Source organism: Streptomyces sp. 840.1, from assembly GCF_003751445.1.
Lineage (GTDB): Bacteria > Actinomycetota > Actinomycetes > Streptomycetales > Streptomycetaceae > Streptomyces.
The window spans coordinates 5,605,451-5,622,938 of sequence record NZ_RJUU01000001.1 but is presented as its reverse complement, the minus strand read 5'-3'; the positions used below and the strand labels follow the sequence as shown (position 1 = coordinate 5,622,938).

15 protein-coding genes are annotated in these 17,488 nt (G+C 71.4%); 6 read left to right on the top strand and 9 right to left on the bottom strand.

Translation table 11 applies throughout. The annotated features are described in order from the left end of the window. Nucleotides 1–169: 169 nt before the first annotated feature. From EDD93_RS25710 to EDD93_RS25700, 3 genes are all read left to right on the top strand, one after another. A complete protein-coding gene (locus EDD93_RS25710; protein WP_123527400.1) occupies nucleotides 170–1,159 on the top strand; it encodes a LuxR family transcriptional regulator in 990 nt (329 codons plus the stop codon). Nucleotides 1,160–1,270: 111 nt separating this feature from the next. Beyond that, the gene (locus tag EDD93_RS25705; protein ID WP_185092439.1) at nucleotides 1,271–1,753 is read left to right on the top strand and encodes a DUF456 domain-containing protein; all 483 of its coding nucleotides are present in this window, start codon (nucleotides 1,271–1,273) and stop codon (nucleotides 1,751–1,753) included. 179 nt (nucleotides 1,754–1,932) lie between these two features. After that, nucleotides 1,933–4,314, top strand: a complete 2,382-nt coding sequence (locus EDD93_RS25700; RefSeq protein WP_123527399.1) for a glycosyl hydrolase family 95 catalytic domain-containing protein — start codon at nucleotides 1,933–1,935, stop codon at nucleotides 4,312–4,314. Nucleotides 4,315–4,317: 3 nt separating this feature from the next. Here the strand turns inward: EDD93_RS25700 and EDD93_RS25695 are convergent, their stop codons facing one another. Then, nucleotides 4,318–5,685 carry a DNA-3-methyladenine glycosylase 2 family protein gene (locus tag EDD93_RS25695; RefSeq protein WP_123527398.1) on the bottom strand — a complete coding sequence of 456 codons (1,368 nt, stop codon included), beginning with the start codon at nucleotides 5,683–5,685 and terminating at the stop codon, nucleotides 4,318–4,320. Between the two features lie 72 nt (nucleotides 5,686–5,757). After that, the gene (gene rsgA / locus EDD93_RS25690) at nucleotides 5,758–6,945 is read right to left on the bottom strand and encodes a ribosome small subunit-dependent GTPase A (protein ID WP_123527397.1); all 1,188 of its coding nucleotides are present in this window, start codon (nucleotides 6,943–6,945) and stop codon (nucleotides 5,758–5,760) included. Between the two features lie 384 nt (nucleotides 6,946–7,329). On the opposite strand from rsgA, the gene EDD93_RS25685 reads away from it, so the two are divergent. Continuing rightward, nucleotides 7,330–7,830 (top strand): DUF5949 family protein, encoded by a 501-nt coding sequence (locus tag EDD93_RS25685; protein ID WP_123527396.1) that lies wholly within the window; start codon nucleotides 7,330–7,332, stop codon nucleotides 7,828–7,830. A gap of 129 nt (nucleotides 7,831–7,959) precedes the next feature. On the opposite strand, the gene EDD93_RS25680 is transcribed toward EDD93_RS25685, so the two are convergent. From EDD93_RS25680 to EDD93_RS25655, 6 genes are all read right to left on the bottom strand, one after another. Further along, nucleotides 7,960–8,367 (bottom strand): rodlin, encoded by a 408-nt coding sequence (locus tag EDD93_RS25680; protein ID WP_123527395.1) that lies wholly within the window; start codon nucleotides 8,365–8,367, stop codon nucleotides 7,960–7,962. A gap of 119 nt (nucleotides 8,368–8,486) precedes the next feature. Continuing rightward, a complete protein-coding gene (locus EDD93_RS25675) occupies nucleotides 8,487–8,678 on the bottom strand; it encodes a hypothetical protein (RefSeq protein ID WP_123527394.1) in 192 nt (63 codons plus the stop codon). 167 nt (nucleotides 8,679–8,845) lie between these two features. Further along, complete coding sequence (locus tag EDD93_RS25670) at nucleotides 8,846–9,256, bottom strand: rodlin (RefSeq protein ID WP_123527393.1); 411 nt, start codon at nucleotides 9,254–9,256, stop codon at nucleotides 8,846–8,848. Between the two features lie 181 nt (nucleotides 9,257–9,437). After that, nucleotides 9,438–9,728, bottom strand: coding sequence for a hypothetical protein (locus EDD93_RS25665; protein ID WP_123527392.1), 291 nt, complete (start codon nucleotides 9,726–9,728; stop codon nucleotides 9,438–9,440). Between the two features lie 447 nt (nucleotides 9,729–10,175). Beyond that, nucleotides 10,176–10,409 (bottom strand): chaplin, encoded by a 234-nt coding sequence (locus tag EDD93_RS25660; protein WP_123527391.1) that lies wholly within the window; start codon nucleotides 10,407–10,409, stop codon nucleotides 10,176–10,178. A 291-nt stretch (nucleotides 10,410–10,700) separates the two neighbouring features. Beyond that, complete coding sequence (locus tag EDD93_RS25655) at nucleotides 10,701–11,102, bottom strand: rodlin (protein WP_123527390.1); 402 nt, start codon at nucleotides 11,100–11,102, stop codon at nucleotides 10,701–10,703. A 436-nt stretch (nucleotides 11,103–11,538) separates the two neighbouring features. Between EDD93_RS25655 and EDD93_RS40710 the strand changes: the two genes are divergently transcribed. Together EDD93_RS40710 and EDD93_RS25645 are read left to right on the top strand one after the other, a co-directional pair. Continuing rightward, on the top strand, nucleotides 11,539–12,387 hold the full coding sequence (locus EDD93_RS40710) for a chaplin (protein ID WP_311318327.1): 849 nt from the start codon (nucleotides 11,539–11,541) through the stop codon (nucleotides 12,385–12,387). A gap of 203 nt (nucleotides 12,388–12,590) precedes the next feature. Next, nucleotides 12,591–13,589, top strand: coding sequence for a TrmB family transcriptional regulator (locus EDD93_RS25645; RefSeq protein WP_123527388.1), 999 nt, complete (start codon nucleotides 12,591–12,593; stop codon nucleotides 13,587–13,589). Between the two features lie 80 nt (nucleotides 13,590–13,669). Here the strand turns inward: EDD93_RS25645 and EDD93_RS25640 are convergent, their stop codons facing one another. Continuing rightward, nucleotides 13,670–17,401, bottom strand: coding sequence for a S8 family serine peptidase (locus tag EDD93_RS25640; RefSeq protein WP_123527387.1), 3,732 nt, complete (start codon nucleotides 17,399–17,401; stop codon nucleotides 13,670–13,672). Nucleotides 17,402–17,488: the final 87 nt, after the last annotated feature.

The following is a 17,488-nucleotide window of genomic DNA, read 5'->3' as shown; positions in this document are numbered from 1 at the left end:
ATGTTCCGGAGGTTGTTGGTGCTGCGGTGGCGCCACATTGGCAGAGGGACGGGCGGTACGGCGATGATGTGCCGAGGCGGGTTTACGCCGTGGCCGTTATCCGCCACGGCCGGTCGGCCGCGTAACACGCCATGACACGGAATTACTGCGTCCGGGGAGGGGTCCGGGGATGCTGGGAGCCATAGGGCTCGACGAGATACAGGAGTCGGCCTACCGGGCGCTCGTGGCACTGGGGGCCGCGGAGGTGCCTGATCTCGCGCACCGGCTGGCCCTCCCGGAGCCGGAGACCGAACGGGCGCTGCGCCGGCTGGAGCAGCACGGTCTGGCCGCCCAGTCGTCGGCCCGTACGGGGCGCTGGGTGGCGGCGCCGCCGGGGGTCGCGCTGGGTGCGCTGCTGACGCAGCAGCGCCATGAGCTGGAGCAGGCGGAGCTGGCGGCGGTGCTGCTGGCCGAGGAGTACCGGACGGACGCCGCCGAACCCGCCGTCCACGACCTGGTGGAGGTGGTCACCGGTGCGAGCGCGGTGGCGCACCGGTTCCACCAGCTCCAGCTGGGTGCGACGAGCGAGGTGTGCGCCCTGGTGACCGGGAAGCCGATCGCGGTCAGCGGTCTCGACAACGAGTCCGAGGAACAGGCCGCCACCCGGGGCGTGACGTTCCGGGTGGTGGTCGAGCGCGAGGTGCTGGCGCTGCCGTCGGGCATCCTGGAGCTGTCGGCGGCGCTGAGCCGGGACGAGCAGTGCCGGGTGGTGGACCGGGTGCCGACCAAGCTGGTGGTCGCCGACGGCGGTCTGGCGATGGTGCCGCTGACCGGTCGCGGCGCGGAGCCCGCGGCCCTGGTCGTGCACGCCTCCGGGCTGCTGGAGTCGCTGATGGGGCTGTTCGAGGCGGTGTGGCGCGAGGCGATGCCACTGCGGCTCGGTGAGGGCGGTCTGGTGCGGGAGGACACGACCGGGCCCGATCCGACGGATCTGGAGGTCCTGTCGCTGCTGCTGGCCGGGCTGACCGACGCCAGTGTCGCGAAACAGCTGGATCTGGGGCTGCGGACCGTGCAGCGCCGGGTGAAGGGGCTGATGGAGCTGACCGGGGTGTCGACCCGGCTGCAGCTGGGCTGGCACGCCTACGAGCGGGGCTGGGTCTCCCGGGAACCGCGCGCCTGACGACCGCGCCGCCCCCGCGAGCCGGGCGGTACGCCCGCTGAGCTGCACCGACGGGACCCGCTCCGGGGCCGACGACGGGCGGGAGCGGCCGGACTCCGGCAGGCTGGTCAGATGAGTGTGTGGCAGCTCGTCGCCGTCGGCCTGGTCATCCTGCTCGGCCTGATCGGCGTGCTGCTGCCCGGTGTGCCCGGCCAGGCGATCGTCTGGGCCGCCGTGCTGTGGTGGGCGCTGGCGGACAACACCCCGGCGGCCTGGGGCGTACTGATCGGCGCCACGGCGCTCCTGCTGCTCAACCAGGCGCTGAAGCCGCTCCTGCCACCCCGCCGCCCGCGTGAGTCGGGTGCGCCGCGCAGGACGCTGCTGCTGGGCGGGATCGGTGCGATCGCCGGCTTCTTCGTCGTGCCGGTGGTGGGCGCGGTCCTCGGGTACGTGGGCGTGATCTTCGGGGCCGAGCGGCTGCGGCTGGGCAGCCGGGGGGCGGGCTGGGCCTCGGTCCGCTCGGTGATGCGGGCCACCGGCTACTCCGTGCTGGTCGAGCTGTTCGCCTGCCTGCTGGTGACCGGGGCGTGGCTCGGCGTCCTGCTCCTGCACTGACGTGGCCCGGTCGGCGTGACGTCTTCGGCATCACGTATTCGGTGCCCAGTCACATGGATAGAAACACATCGGATCTCTCGCACCCTATTGACGCTCCGATAGCTCAAGTCTACCTTCCGTGAAGACATAGCTCGGATGAATTGTCGCGCCCGCCTGCGTACGAGTCGCCAGGAGATTCCTTGCCCACAGCACCGGACCCCGCCGCATCCCGCCGAACCGATTCCCCGTCGCCCGCGCCCTCCCGCAGAACCGTTCTCGCCACCGGGACCGCGCTCGGCGGCGCCCTCGTGGTGGGCGGCGCGGCCGTTCCCGCCCAGGCCGCCACCCCTGCCGCGCAAGGCGCCGCCCCGGTCGCGGTGCACTCCCCCGCCGACAGCTGGAACACCGTCCTGGACGACGCCGATCTGCACTGGCAGAAGCTGCCGAAGACCTGGTACGAGGGCCCCTACCTGGGCAACGGACGACTCGGCTCCGGCATCTACGCGGAGCCCGGCGCCGAGACCGCGGCGATCCGGTTCAACGTCCAGCACTCCGAGGTCCAGGACCACCGCCCCGAGTACGGCTCGCTGTTCGGCCTCGCCCGGCTCCCGATCGGCCACTTCACCCTGGAACCGGCCGGCACCATCACGGGCGTCGACTGGCGGATGCGGCTGCGCACGGCCGAACTCCAGGGCACCGTCACCACCTCGGCGGGCACCCTCGCGCTCCGCGCCTTCGTCCAGTCCACCGGTGACGTCCTGGCCGTCGAGGTGACCCCGAGCGCGGGCGAGAAGGACTTCCGCTGGGTCTTCCACCCGGCCGAGGCGATCAGCCCCCGGGCCGCGTTCAAGCCGCTGCCCGACGGCTACACGGGCAACCCCCCGGCCGTCGTCGAGGAGCACGGCGCCACCTCGGCGGCCGTCCAGTCGCTGCTGGGCGGCGGGCAGCACGTCACCGCCTGGTGCGAGCGGTCCCGGGGCACGGCCCGCACCCTGTACGCGACCGTCGCGCACTCCCACCCGAAGAACACCGCTCGCGACCGCGCGCTGCGCACCGTCACCCTCGCCTCGGCCCTCCCGTACACCCTGCTGGCCGCCCCGCACCGGCTCTGGTGGGACCGCTACTACCGCAAGAGCTTCCTGTCGCTGCCCGACGCCCGGCTCCAGCGGTTCTACTGGATCCAGCTCTACAAAGCGGCCTCGGCCGCCCGCAAGGACGCCCCCGTGATGGCCACCTCGGGCCCCTGGCTGGAACCCACGCCCTGGCCCAACACCTGGTGGAACCTCAACGTCCAGCTGGAGTACTGGCTGATCCACGGCTCCAACCACCTGGAGCTCGACGCCGTCACCCGGGCCCTGAGCGAGTTCCGCGACCAGCTCTCCCGCGAGGTCGCCACCCCCTACCGGGCGGACTCGGCGGGCATCCCCCGCACCACCGACCCGCAGCTGGTCAACGGCGCGGCCGTGGCCGACGGCGGATACGGGGTCGGCATCCCCGGCCAGGACCCGCCCACCCCCGAGGTCGGCAACCTGACCTGGGCCCTGCACAACGTCTGGCTCTCCTACCGGCACACCATGGACCGGTCGGTCCTGCGGGACACCCTGTTCCCGCTGCTGCGCAAGGCGGTCAACTACTACCTGCACTTCCTCGCCCCGGGCGCGGACGGCAAGCTGCACCTGCCGGCCACCTTCTCCCCCGAGTACGGCGTCAACGCCCCCGACTGCAACTACGACCTGATGCTGCTGCGCTGGGGCTGCCGCACCCTGCTCGACTCGGCCCGGGAACTGGGCGTCCGCGACCCGCTGACCGCCCGCTGGGAAGAGGTCCTGGCCAGGCTCACCCCGTACCCGGTGGACGAGAACGGCTTCATGATCGGCGCCGGGGTGCCGTTCGCCATGTCCCACCGGCACTACTCGCACATGCTCGCGGTCTACCCGCTGTACGAGATCAACGGCTCCACCGACGCCGAGCGCGCCCTGATCGAGAAGTCGCTCGCACACTGGGTCGGCTTCGAGGGCGCACTGCAGGGCTACACCTTCACCGGAGCGGCCTCCATGTCGGCGCTGCTCGGCAAGGGCGAGGACGCGCTGAAGTACCTGGGCCAGCTGATGAGCCGCTTCATCCAGGCCAACACCATGTACAAGGAGTCCGGCCCGGTCATCGAGACCCCGCTGTCGGCCGCCCAGTCGCTGCACGACATGGTCTGCCAGTCCTGGGGCGACACCATCAGGGTCTTCCCCGCCCTGCCCGCGGCCTGGCAGGAGCTGACCGTGCACGACTTCCGCACGCAGGGCGCCTTCCTGCTCAGCGCGGTACGGGAGAATGGCCGCACCCGCTGGGTGCGCCTCACCAGCGAGGCGGGCGCGCCCTGCGTGGTGCGGCACGGCATCGAGGGCCCGGTCGAGGTCCGCGACGGACGCGGGCGCCGCCTCGGCCACGAGCAGCTGCCCGGCGGATCGGTCCGCATCCCGCTCCGCAAGGGCGAATCGGCGCTGATCACCGCGGCGGGCGACCGCCCGGACCTGACCGTCCGCCCGGTCGCCGCGAACGAACCCGCACCCAGCTGGGGCCTGCCGGCCTGAGCCTCAGCGGGGCACCCGGGCCGCAGACCGCGCGTGGCGTACGCCGTATGAGCGCCACGGCCGCCAGCGGTCGGCACCGGGTGTCCCGTACGGGTCGACGTCCGGGTCGCCCAGCGCGCGCATCCGGATCAGGGCCGCCGTCGCCGGTTCGATGCCGGGCAGCCGCAGCAGCGCCTGTTCCGCCTCGTCCCGGTCGGCGCCCGCGTCGAGCCGTACGCCACCGTCGTCGAGCGCCGCCGCCAGCGCGCGCACCCGCTCGTCGGGCGCCGTGGCGGCCAGCGCGCCCGGTTCGGGGAACACATGGGTGAGCCCGCCGCAGGGCACGTCCAGCCGCTTCCCGTACGTCTCGACCAGCTCCCCCGCGGCCGACGGACCGGCCAGGGCCCGCACGGCGAACTCCTCGGGATCCGCGGCGCCCGGCGAGCGCAGCCCGGGACGGGCGGCGACGTGCGGGGCGAGCAGCGGATCGGTGGCGAGCAGCTCGTCGACCGCGTACGGATCGGCGTCCAGGTCGAAGAGCCTGCGCAGCCGCTGCACCGCCGTGGTCAGGTCGCGCAGGTCGGTGAGGTGGATCCGGGCCTCCAGCCAGCTCCCGGCGGACCGCTCGTCCACGGCGGCGATGCCGGTGCCGTACGGGAGGCGCAGGGTGCGGCGGTAGGTGCGGCCGCCGGGCCCGCCGCTGACCTCCTCGATCCGGTCGACCGTCTCGGCGGCGAGCTGGTCGAAGACCTCGCGGGCGGCGTACGGCCCCCGGTGCGCGAGCCGGAGCGGGATTCCGGTGGTGCGCGCCTCCTTGACCGCCGCGCCCAGCCCGGTGCCCGCCTCGGCACGCAGTTCACTCGGGGTGCGGGCGTAGATCTGCCGGATCGTGTCATTGAATTGGCGGACGCTCGCGAAACCGGCCGCGAAGACAATCTCGGTGACGGGCAGGGACGTGGTCTGCAGCAGCACCCGGGCCGTGTGCGCGCGCTGGGCGCGCGCCAGTGCAACGGGACCGGCGCCCAGCTCCGCGTTGAGCTGCCGCTGCACCTGCCGCGAGCTGTAGCCGAGGCGGCCGGCGAGCCCGGGGACGCCCTCCCGGTCCACCACACCGTCGCCGATCATCCGCATGGCACGGCCGACCACATCGGCCCGCACGTTCCAGTCCGCGGAGCCGGGAACGGCGTCCGGGCGGCAGCGCCTGCACGCCCGGAAGCCGTTGCCCTGCGCGGCGGCCGCGGTCGGGTAGAAGCGGACGTTCTTCCGCTTGGGGGTGACGGCGGGGCAGCTCGGCCGGCAGTAGATGCCGGTCGTCTCGACGGCGAAGAAGAACTCCCCGTCGAAACGCGCGTCGCGGCTGCTCACCGCCTCGTACCTGGTCTCTTCGTCCATCACACCGTCCAGTGTGCGGCACCGCGCACCACCGCACTCGCGGTTTTCGGACGTCGACCAGGCGTGTCCCGGCTACCGGATCCGGCCGCGCTTGGCGTCCATGGCGGCCCGGCCCTCGGCGCCCTTGCGCTTCCAGTCGCGCCGGATCTCGGAGCGGACCCTGGCATCGGTCTTGGCGACGATGCGCTGGTTCTCGCGCAGCAGCTTGCGGTAGCTGTCCATGCGCCGCTCGGGCAGCGACCCGTCCGCCAGCGCCGCCCGTACCGCGCAGCCCGGTTCGGCCTCGTGGGAGCAGTCCTGGAACCGGCACTGCCGGGCCAGCTCCTCGATCTCGGAGAAGACCTGGCCGACGCCCGTCTCCGCGTCCCACAGACCGACTCCGCGCAGTCCCGGGGTGTCGATCAGCACACCGCCGGAGGGCAGCACCAGGAGGTTGCGGGTCGTGGTGGTGTGCCGGCCCTTGCCGTCCATGTCACGGGTGGCCTGCACCGCCATCTCGTCGTACCCGAGCAGGGTGTTGGCGAGGGTGGACTTGCCGGCGCCGGAGGCCCCGAGCAGCACACTCGTACCACCCGCGACGATCGCGGCGAACACGTCGATGCCCTCGCCGGTGGCGGAGCTGACGGGCAGCACCTGAACCCCCGGCGCGAGCCGCTCGACGTCCTGGACGAAGTAGGACAGCGTGGCGGCGTCCGGGACCAGATCGGCCTTGGTCAGGACGACGACCGTCTCGGCTGTCCCGTCGCCGGCCGATGTCCCGTCACGCAGCAGGGCGTCACCGCCACCGCTGGACAGGGCGAGGGCGAGGAACCGTTCGACCCGGCCGAGGTCGAGTTCCACCGCCAGTGAGACGCAGATGGCGATGTGGTCGACGTTGGTGGCGAGTACCTGGCCCTCGGAGCGCTTGGACGAGGTGGAGCGGACGAACGCCGTGCGCCGCGGCAGCAGCGTACGGACGAACTGCGGGTCGCCCTCGGGGTCGACGGCGGCCCAGTCGCCCGTGCAGACGATCCGCATCGGGTCCCGGGGCACGACGAACGCGGTGTCGGCGCGGACGGTGCCGAGGGTGGTGACGATGTCGCACTGGCCCCGGTCCACCCGCACCACGCGGCCGGGCAGCAGCCCCTGTTCGGCGTACGGGGCGAACTCGGCCGCCCAGTCGTCGTCCCAGCCGTACGCGGCCAGCGGGTGCGACGGCGAGGAATCCTGCGGAGCGGAGAGCGAAAGGGAGGGGAAAGAGGATGAAGACGGGAGAGACAAGGGAGACCCTTCACAGGGTGGCCCCGGCACTGCGCACGGCGGCGCAGAAGTGGAGGAAGGTCAGCCGGCGGCCACGGGGGTGGGACAGATGGACTTCGTCTCGTGGGCAGTGCCCACCGCAATGACAGTCATCAATGTCCTCACCTCCTGGTTCACGCACGGTCCTGGACCAGCGGTCTCGCCCGCCGTCCCAACACCGCAAACGATAGCCCGGAGCGGGCGGGTGGCGTCAACCGATTTAACACGGCGCGTCGTCCCGGCACCCGGCGCCGGACGCTCCGCAGACCGCGGGTCCGGGGTACGGGGTACGGATACCGGCAACTATCCCTCGATCGGGTGATACGCGTGAGGATCGACCGGTCACAGCCGGTTAGGGTGCCGGACATGACCTCCCCCCAGACAGCAACCGGCACCTTCACCCAGGCCCAGTTGGGCACCCTCACCCTGATCGGCTGGAGCGGCGAACACCCCCACAACGGACGGGAGGTCGCCTTCCTGCTCGTGTACTCCCTCGGCGACGGATCGGACGGCCCGGCCGCAGGCGAGAGCGCCATGCACATCGCCCTGGAGCGCAGCGGCCTCCCGGTCAGCGGCGGCCCCGTGCGCGCCGACGAGACTCCCGGGCTCCCGGTGAAGCTCCTCATCCAGGCGGGTCAGGCCGTCCTGACGCTGCCCCACTTCACCGCCCAGTACCCGGCCCGGCCCGAGTGGCTCGCCGCAGCGCGTGAACAGGGCGAGGTGCACGCGATGTTCGCCACCCGCCCGTGGCCGCAGGGGGCGCCGGGCAACCTGGTGACGGAGGACTCGCTGCGGGCCTTCGCCGGTGACCCCGAGGTCATCGTGACGTCCGCCCACTGTGTGCTGCCGGTACGCAGCCTGGGCTGACCGCCCCGGCCACGCACGATGCCCACCGCCCCCGTGGGGCGGTGGGCATCGTGCGTACTCAGGTGCCCCGCCGACGCGCGACGGGCGGCCCGGGACTTCCCGGACCGCCCGCGGCACGTGTGTCCGGCGTCAGTTGTTGGCGACACCGTTCCCGGAGAGGACCGGGATGTCGTCCACCAGGTGCGACAGGGGCTCGTCGCCCTTGGCCTGGACGGAGTTGTCGGCGCACTGCTGGTTCTGCGGGTTGGACAGGACCTGGACGTCCTGGACGGCGATCGGGACGAGGCCGATCAGCGAACCGACGTTGGCCTTGACCGGCACGCCGAGGCAGAGGTCGTTCAGGGTGCCCTGGATGAGCTGGGCCTGCGGGCTGCCGTCGCCCCGGGTCACGCTGTTGCCGTAGGAGGACTGGGCACCGTTGCCGTTGACCGACGTCGTGCCCTGGTCGTTACCGATCGCCATGGCCGCAGGTGCCATCGCGGCGGACAGGCCGACCATGGACACGGCTACGGCCGCGCCGGCCATCATCTTCTTCATCACACTTCACCTTTCGGAACGCCCCGTTCTGGGACGTACTGATCAACCGCGTACAGCCCAGACAGTTGCGCAATACCACTCAAATGGGTTCGATCCCGCGTAAGTTCGACACCTTCTCGTCAACCCGGGAAGGCCTCGCCCGAGGTTCGCGCCGCGGGCACCAGGCCTGCGGTACGGGGCGGATCGGGCTCCACGGGCTCCGGATCGCCCCGGGTCGCCTGCCATTCGGCGAGGAGGCGGTCGTAGATCGGTGTGACGCCTTCCGCGGGGCGGCGGCGGTCCTGGGGGCTCCTGCTGTCGAACTGGTCCATGAGGTGGCCATACCCGGTACGAGGGAAAGCGCCCGGTGCCACTACGGCAACCGGCCCAGTGGGCCCGCCCCTTCGGCGCAGCCGCAGGGGCCGCGCCCCCGGGGAAACGACATGGGGCCGACGCGTCCGGGCGGACGGGTCGGCCCCATGGGTACGACGGGTTGGGACTAGTCGTTGGCGGCACCGTTGCCGGACAGGATCGGGATGTCGTCCAGGATGTGCGACAGCGCCTCGTCACCCTTGGCCTGGGTGGAGTTCTCGGTGCACTGCTGGTTCTGCGGCGACGACAGGACGTTGAGGTCCTGGACCGAGATCGGCACGACGCCGAGCAGCGAACCGGCGTTGACCTTGGCGGGCAGCGCGATGCAGGGCTTGTTGAGCGAGCCCTGGATGAGCGCGAACTGCGGGCTCCAGTCGCCGTGGGTGGCGGAGTTGCCGTACGACTGCATGGCACCGTTGCCGTTGACCGAGGTGGTGCCCTGGTCGTTGCCGATCGCCATGGCCGAGGGGGCCACCGCGGCGGAGACGCCGACGATGGAGGCGGCGACGGCCGCCGAGGCCATAATCTTCTTGATCATTGACTAGCCCTTCTGGGTTCTTCTGTTGCCCGCTGACCTGAGCGCTTTGATCAACTCGCGGCAGCGGGAATGGTTGTGGCACTTCACTCGAACGGTGCTTACGCCCTCCGTCCGTTCACGGGAGGCGCCGCACCGGAGCGCGTGGAACGCTTCGGGTCGGCAACCGCCGCCCCGGGACGGGTCAGCCGCCGAGCGGGAGCCCGCCCACGAGCGGGGCGGCGCCCTTGGCCGCACCGGTGGCCTGGCCGGCGACCTTGGTCACGGTGCCGTCCTTCTGCAGCGTGCTGGTGGCACCGTCAACGGTGTCGACGATCGGCTCGACGGCCTGCGGAGCCGCGGCGACCACCTGGTTGATCCCGCCGTCGAGGCTGAAGTTCGGAGCCGTCGCGGTGGTAACGGCGAAGGCGGGAGCAGCCGTTCCGAGAGCGACCACGGAGCCGGCAACGAACGCGGCGGTCTTCGCGTACTTCACTTTCAGGTTCCCTTCTGCAGCGGCAGCTTTTTCGGTCGCGTCCCCGCGCCGCACCAGCCCTCTTTAGCTGTGACTTCTGCCGCTTTCCTCATGGCTAACGACCCGATTGCGGCCGGGCAACTGGAGCTTTCGGATTTTCTCGGGACGGCCCGCCGGACCACTCGATCGATTGCATGACTAATCACTGATTCGGGTGTGACCGCGGGACAACGGACACGAATCGGTGGTGCACTGTCGGTACTTCGTCCCGCGCGCCCGCCCGGATGTATGCCCCCAGCCGCCGGCGCACCGCGCCCCGGGCCGGTGGAAACGGCTCAGGCCTTTTCACCGCGTCCGGGCAGGGCCGCGAACTCCCGGGACGGAGAACGCAGGAAAGAGGAAGCCCCGGATCGCAGGAGATGCGATCCGGGGCAGACCGGTACCGGGACCGGCTGTGCGGTACAGCGATCAGGCGTTGACGCAGGTGTTGCCGAAGGCCGGGTTCAGCAGGCCGATGACGTTCACGGAGTTGCCGCACAGGTTGACCGGCACGTGGACCGGGACCTGGACGAGGTTGCCCGACAGAACGCCCGGGGAGCCCACGGCCGCACCCTCGGCGCCCGAGTCGGCGAAGGCCGGGGTGGCCGCACCGATCGCCATGAGGGTTCCGGCGGCAACGGCGGCAATCTTGGTGTACTTCACTTTCAACCCTTTCTTCGACGGAGTCCGGAGCGGCGACGAATTTCGTGCCGCACGAGCGCGGGTTGTGATCACTCGTAACTCCGCCGCTGTAATTCGTAACGATTTAAGACGGTAAGCGAAACTCTTCGAGGCGCAGATTCCTCAAAGTCCGCCCGAATGACGCAGCTTCCGATCACGCGACGTCACCGTCACGGCCGGCGGGCCGCGCACGGACGAGCCCCTGGAGGGCAGCAGCAGGCCCGGGTCGCCCGGAGGAGGAAAGCCGGCGACCCGGGCCTGTGCTCAGCCGGATCAGCTGTTGCCGGCACCGTTGCCGGAGAGGACCGGGATGCCGTCCAGGATGTGCGACAGCGCCTCGTCACCCTTGGCCTGGGTGGAGTTCTCGGTGCACTGCTGGTTCTGCGGCGACGACAGGACGTTGACGTCCTGGACCGCGATCGGGACCAGGCCGACCAGCGAACCGACGTTGGCCTTGAGCGGCAGGCCGACGCAGGGCTTGTTCAGCGAGCCCTGGACCAGGCCGAACTGGGGGCTGCCGTCGCCGTGGGTCTCGGCGTTGCCGAACGACTGCGAGGCGCCGTTGCCGTTGACCGACGTGGTGCCACCGTCGTCGCCGATGGCCATCGCCTGCGTGGCGCCGAGACCGAGGATGGAGGCGGCAACGGCACCCGTAGCCAGGACCTTCTTGATCACGATGAACCCTTCTCGTACTGGATACCCCGTACCGGAGCGCACTGACCAACTCGCTTCCGGACGTTTGGTTATGTCCATTCACCCGAATGCCGGGAACGGACGGACACCCGTACGAAAGAGGCCGGAAAATCCACAACGCATTCGGTGCGCACGCCTCTTGATTCAAGGCTCAACCGTATTTCGACTTCCTGACGTCGGACACACCTCAATGAGAGGGTGCGGGAAACGAACACTCACACGTAGCCCGTTCGGGTGGTCACATGATTTTCACCGATTTCACGTTTCCCTGACACGTGCGCGTCGTTATGGGTGGAGTCAAGCCCGCCCGACGGGACGCTCACCCAGCAGTACTGGCATGCCCGACGGTTGCTGCGCCGGCTGATGAAAGAACCGCGGGCAGTGCGCCCGCGCGAAATGTCCTAAGGAAGGGCAACCAATGCGAAAAGCCTTGAGTAAAAGCGTGCTCGTCATGGCGGCGGCGTCAGGCATCCTGACCGCCTCCGGCGGCTACGCCTTCGCGGACGCCTCGGCGGACGGAGCCGCCGTCGGTTCCCCCGGGGTCGGTTCGGGCAACGCCGTGCAGGTGCCGGTCCACGTTCCCGTGAACGTCTGCGGCAACACGGTCAACGTGATCGGCCTGCTGAACCCGGCGTTCGGCAACGAGTGCGAGAACAGCGACGGGGAATCGGGCGGCGACGACGCTCAGGGCGCGAGCGCCGAGGGCGTCGCGGCCAACTCCCCCGGCGTGCTGTCGGGCAACCTGATCCAGGCCCCGGTCGACGTCCCGGTCAACGCCTGCGGCAACACGGTCGACGTGGTCGGCCTGCTGAACCCGGCGTTCGGCAACGAGTGCGAGAACGGGGAGGGCGGCCACGAGACCCCGAAGCCCCCGACCCACCACAAGCCGCCGACGCACCACAAGCCCCCGACCCACCACCAGCCGCCGAAGCCCCCGACGACGGGCCATCACCACCACCACAACGGCGACTGCCCTCCCGGCCACCACCACAACCCGCCGACGCACAACCCGCCGCACCACAACCCCCCGCACCACAACCCGCCCACGCACAACCCCCCGCACCACAACCCCCCGACCCACAACCCGCCCACGCACAACCCGCCGACGCACGCCTGGCACCCCCACAAGCCGACGCACCACCACAAGCCGCCGCAGATGGCGCACACCGGTGCGAACAGCAACCTGGGCATCGCCGGTGGCGCCAGCGCCGCGATGGTCCTCGGTGGCGGCCTGCTGATGCGCCGCAGCCGCAAGTCGCAGGGCTGAGCCGGCCCCCTCAGCGGTAACGACAGCCTCTGGAGGCCCGGTCGGACAGCACACGCTGTCCGGCCGGGCCTCCGACGCGTGCCGCCGGCACGGGAACCACACCCCCTGGCGGACGGGCCCGCTCGTAATGCGGAATCGGTTCTGCGGCACACTGGCTCGCCGGACCGAAGCGATCCGCGGGGAGAGGGAGAGAGGGAGGGGCCATGCTTCATTCGATCGGTCTGCCGCAGGAGGAGGAGCGCGTGTACCGCGCTCTCGTGCGCCTGGGCAGCACGACCGGTCCTGAGGTGGCCCGCCAACTCGGCCTCGGTCGGCGGGAGACGGCGCAGCTGCTGGACGCCCTGGAGAACCGCGGGATGATCTCCCGGGGCACCGGGGCGGACGGCGGCTACGCGGTGACTCCCCCCACTCTGGCCTTCGGACCCGCGCTCACCGCGGGACGCCACGCACTGGAGCAGGCGGAGGCTGCGGTGGCCGCCCTCACCGAGGAGTACCGCCGAGGCGCGGCGGGGCAGGGACGGGCGGATCTGCTGGAGGTGGTGACGGGCGGCGAGGCGATCCGGCACCGGTTCGAACAGATGCAGTACGGGGCCCAGCGTGAGCTCCATACCCTGGTCACCGCCGAGCCGAGCGTCGTGCGTGAGGACGAGCACCAGGCGGAGGAGCACGCCACCGTGCGCGGCGTCCGCTACCAGGTGGTACTGGAACAGGCGGCGCTCGAAAGGCCGTCGACGACCGCGGAGCTGTCCGCCGCGCTGGGGCGCACCCAACTGGTGCGCGTCGTCGAGCGGCTTCCGTGCAAGCTGGTGGTGGCGGACCGCTCGGTGGCCCTGATGCCGTTGCTGGGCAAGGACGTGGAGACCGCCGGATCGGAGCCCGCTGCCGTGGTGGTGCGCGCCCCGGGCATGGTCGAGGCGCTTCTCTCGCTCTTCGCCTCGGTCTGGGACACCGCCCGCCCGCTGCTGCTCTCGGCCTCCGGCACGGTGGAGGCCGAACCGCAGACCGAGGACCCCGACGAGACGGACCTGCTGCTGCTGTCCCTGATGCTCACCGGCCTGACCGACCGGGCGGTGGCGGTCCGGCTCGGCCTGGGACTGCGCACCGTGCAGCGGCGGGTGCAGCGGCTGATGGAGGTCTCCGAGGTGACGACGCGGATGCAGCTCGGCTGGCACGCCTTCGAGCGGGGCTGGGTGCGCCGCTGAGGCGATGAAGCGGGGTGCGCGCCGAAGCGGCCTGTGGACCGTCCCGGTTGGGTGGTCCACAGGCCGCCGACGGATCCGGATCAGCCGATACCGAAGGCCCGGATCACCTCCTGCTCGACGGTGAGCCCGCCGGAGCCCTTGGCCGTGGCCTTGAGGGAAACCGCTCCGCCCGGCTTCTTCGGGAGCTTCAGCCGCGTCGACCAGGTGCCGCGCTCCGTTCGCCGGAGCGTGGTCGGCTGCCAGGTGGCGCCGTCGTCGTAGGACACCGAGAGCGTCGCCGAGTCGGCGTACGTCCTGGTGGCCAGCCACTCCTGGGTGGCTGCGGACAGGGTGAGGGTGACGCGGTGCCCGCCCCTGGCGTTTCCGGCGAGGTCCGTCCCGACGCCGTAATAGGGCTGGAGCAGCTTCACGTCCTCCCTGTTGTCGCCGGTGACCGCTCCGGAGGTGAAGCCCCACTCGGAGTGGCTGCGCACCGAGGTGTGCCAGTCGGCCGCGCTGCGCGCGGAGTCCATCACGAGCCGGTACGGCAGTGCCTCGGCGGGAAGGCGGCTGGCCCGCACCACCCGGCTCGCGGACTGGGCGACCAGGGTGTCGCCCCGGTAGAGCGCGGACTTGGTGGTGTCACCGCTCTCCATGACTCCGGAGCGGTCGACGGCACCGGCGTCGGCGTACGGCGTGACGGGGAGTGTCAGGTTGTTGTTCGTGTCGCGGGTGGGGCCGGCGTAGGAGGAACCGACGGCGGGCCGCTGCACCGGTGCGAACCAGTCGGTGGTGTAGTGCTTGCCGCCGAGGTAGTCGAGCCGGCCGCTGCTGAGTACCTGGAGTCCGCGGGCATCGCTCATCGTGTGGCTCTCGTACCAGGTCGCGCCCCCATCCAACTGGTCCACCCATTCGGTGCGGACCAGCGGGTAGGTCTCCTCGATGTCGAAGCCGACGCCCGCACCGTAGGCGGGGATGTCGAAGCGGTACCCGTAGCCGGAGGTCGCGCGGTCCGAGTGGAAGCGGTTGCGGAGCTCGGCCAGATCGCGGCGCGGGTCGGGCTCGTAGGCCAGGGAGCGGTCCGGGACCGTACCTGCGTGCCGGGAGACCAGGTCGTACAGGTAGCGAGGCGCGGCCCGGGTGTCCATGTGGAGCTTCTTGCCCCGGCGGTCGGCGGCGAGCAGTTCGGGCCCCTGGTCACGCTGTACCGAGACGACGGGGATGCCGGTGACGCCGTTCGACGCGTACCGTTCGTAGAGCCTGCCGGTGCCGTCGTTGATGACGACGAGCGCCTTGGCGCCGGCGGCAAGCGCGTTGGCGAGCCGGTCCGCCGGGGGCACCGCGTCGCTGCGGTCCACGATGACGGTCCTGCCGGCGGCGTTCAGCTTCGCGTAGTCGGCGGCGGTGCCGGTGTGGGCGTATGCCGTGTGCAGGTCGAGCGTGCCGGTGGGCGCCGCGCTGCCGGCCTGGGGCAGTGCGGGTGATGAGCCGCTTCCGGCCCGGTAGGTGAAGCGGGGCTCCTGGAGGTTCCAGCGGGTGGAGATCTCGACGCCGCCCTCGGTCACCTTGCTGGTGGGGCTCACCCACAGCTGGTCCGTGGCGATGGGCATCGTGATGGCGTCGCGCATGACCTCGCCGCCGGCGGTGGTACGTGCCATCTCGAACCGCATCTCCCGCAGTTCGGCGGCCTTCGGCGTCCTGACGCTCACCTTGCGGGCCTTCGAGGCGTCCAGCCGCACCGTGGTGTCGGCGTTCAGCCTGGTCTCCGGGTCGATGAGGTAGGCCCAGGCCTTGGCGTCGGACCGGTCACCGGGGATGTCGAGCAGCGACCAGATGACGTAGTTGCCCGGCGGGAGGCGCAGGGTCCGGCTGCCGGTCACCGTGTACGTGTCGGGCGAATGGGAGCCGAGCGGCGCCACGAGGACGTTGCCGGTCACGGGCTTCCCGTCCTGGCCGCGCAGGTCGAGGGTGAGGTCGTAGAGCTCGCGCTCCTTGGTGAGGGCGAAGCCGGTGTGGGCGACGGCCGTTGCGGTGGCGTGGTCCGTGGCGATCACCTGGCCGGAGAACTCGGTGCCCGCCTCGGCCTCGGACGGGTCGAGGGAGAGGACGGCCTGTGCGGTGCCGCCCGCCGGGACGGTGAGCGTGCGGGTGGAGAGCGTGTACGCGGCGTCCGAGGTGTCGGGGGCCAGGTCGAGGGTGACCGCCGCCTTGCCGTCGTTGCGGTAGGTGATGGTGCGCTCGGCGACCGGGTCACCGGCGCTGTGCGGCCAGTCGTACGTGGCGGCGGGGACCGAACCCGTGGCGGTGACGGTCGTGTCGACGGCGGCGGCGACGTCCACCCGGCCCGTGCCCATCTCGTGCGGCGTGTAGTCGTGCAGTTCCCTGGACGAGCTCATCAGCGCGTCCTTGAGCTGCTGTCCGGTCCAGTCCGGGTGGCGCTGCTTGAGGATCGCGGCGGCGCCCGCGACGTGCGGGGTGGCCATCGAGGTGCCGGACATGGTGCGGTACATGCCGGTGGTGCCGGGGACCGCCTGTGAGGCGGCTGCCGTGATGTCGACGCCGGGCGCGGAGATGTCCGGCTTGAGGCCGTAGGTGCGCGTCAGCGGGCCCTGGCTGGAGAAGTCGGCCCGTGCGTCGGACTTGTCGACCGCTGCGACGGTCAGCGCCTTCTCTGCGGAGCCGGGGCTGGAGATGGACCCCGGGTCGTAGGTGTTGCCCGCGGCGATCACGTAGAGCGGCCCGCCGTCGGCCGACAGCGCGTCCACCGCGAGCGACATCGGGTTGCTGCCGTCGTCGGGGTCCGACCCGCCCAGGCTCATGGAGACGACCGCGGCGCCCTGGTCCCTGGCCCACTCCATCGCTTCGATGATGGCGGAGTCCTGGCCCGTGCCGTTGTTGGCCAGCACCTTGCCGATGAGCAGGTCGGCCGCGGGCGCGACTCCCTTGTACGCGCCGTCCGAGGCGGCGCCGCTTCCCGCGACGGTGGAGGCGACGTGCGTGCCGTGGCCGTGTTCGTCGAGCACGGCCTCACCGGGCACGAAGCTCTTCGAGCCGGCGATCCGGTCCTTGACGTCCGGGTGCGTGGGGTCGATGCCGGTGTCGAGGACGGCGACCTTGACGCCCTTGCCGTCGTAGCCCTCGGCCCACGCCTCAGGGGCGTTGATCTGCGGCACCGAGTCCTTGAGGGAGGCTTTGACCTGGCCGTCGAGCCACAGCCTGCCCACTCCGGCGCTGAGCGTACGGGCCTTGCCCGACGGCCCCGCCACGGTGTTCCAGAAGGCCCTGCGCCCGGATTCGCGCACGGTCAGGGCTGCGCCGTGGATGCTGTCCAGCCGGTGCGTGAGGGAGCTGCCGGGGGGCGCGGCCGGTGCCGAGCGGGTCCCCGCGCCGTAGGTGGCGATCACCGGGAGGCCGTCCGTGTGCGCGTCGTCGTACCCCATGCGGATCAGCGCGGTCACGTCGAACAGGCGCCGGTCCAGCGCGCCCGTCGTGATCAGGGGCGCGGCCTCGTCGGGCACGGCGTAGTAGTCGTCGCCGAACTGCTGGATCTGGAGGGCTCCCGTGGCGCCCTCGGCCCGGTCGACGGTGATGGTGTCGTTGGTGCCGGGCCCGTCGGTGTAGTGGACGACATCACCGGTGAGGAGTGTGACGTCGCTCGTGCGGGCCCGGTCAGCGGTGGCGGACGGTACGGGTCCGGCCGGCCGGGCGGCGGCGGACTGCAGGGGTATGAGCAGTCCGCCCGCCACGGCGGCCGCGCAGGTGATCGCCGCCAGCGGACGGCGCCACCCGCGTGCGGGCCCTTCCGGGCCTGGGATCAGCGGTGATGAGGTCATGCGGTGCATCCTCTGTCCTTCACCGCGTGTCGATGTCCCGTACACCGTGGCGGCTAGCCGCCTGGCCACTCGCCGCCAGCCGGGCCC

Excerpts from the sequence above, each read along its gene's own strand:
- EDD93_RS25710 (WP_123527400.1), top strand. The coding sequence starts at position 170 with ATGCTGGGAGCCATAGGGCTCGACGAGATACAGGAGTCGGCCTACCGG.
- EDD93_RS25705 (WP_185092439.1), top strand. The coding sequence starts at position 1,271 with ATGAGTGTGTGGCAGCTCGTCGCCGTCGGCCTGGTCATCCTGCTCGGC.
- EDD93_RS25695 (WP_123527398.1), bottom strand. The coding sequence starts at position 5,685 with ATGGACGAAGAGACCAGGTACGAGGCGGTGAGCAGCCGCGACGCGCGT.
- EDD93_RS25685 (WP_123527396.1), top strand. The coding sequence starts at position 7,330 with ATGACCTCCCCCCAGACAGCAACCGGCACCTTCACCCAGGCCCAGTTG.
- EDD93_RS25680 (WP_123527395.1), bottom strand. The coding sequence starts at position 8,367 with ATGAAGAAGATGATGGCCGGCGCGGCCGTAGCCGTGTCCATGGTCGGC.
- EDD93_RS25675 (WP_123527394.1), bottom strand. The coding sequence starts at position 8,678 with ATGGACCAGTTCGACAGCAGGAGCCCCCAGGACCGCCGCCGCCCCGCG.
- EDD93_RS25670 (WP_123527393.1), bottom strand. The coding sequence starts at position 9,256 with ATGATCAAGAAGATTATGGCCTCGGCGGCCGTCGCCGCCTCCATCGTC.
- EDD93_RS40710 (WP_311318327.1), top strand. The coding sequence starts at position 11,539 with ATGCGAAAAGCCTTGAGTAAAAGCGTGCTCGTCATGGCGGCGGCGTCA.
- EDD93_RS25645 (WP_123527388.1), top strand. The coding sequence starts at position 12,591 with ATGCTTCATTCGATCGGTCTGCCGCAGGAGGAGGAGCGCGTGTACCGC.
- EDD93_RS25640 (WP_123527387.1), bottom strand. The coding sequence starts at position 17,401 with ATGACCTCATCACCGCTGATCCCAGGCCCGGAAGGGCCCGCACGCGGG.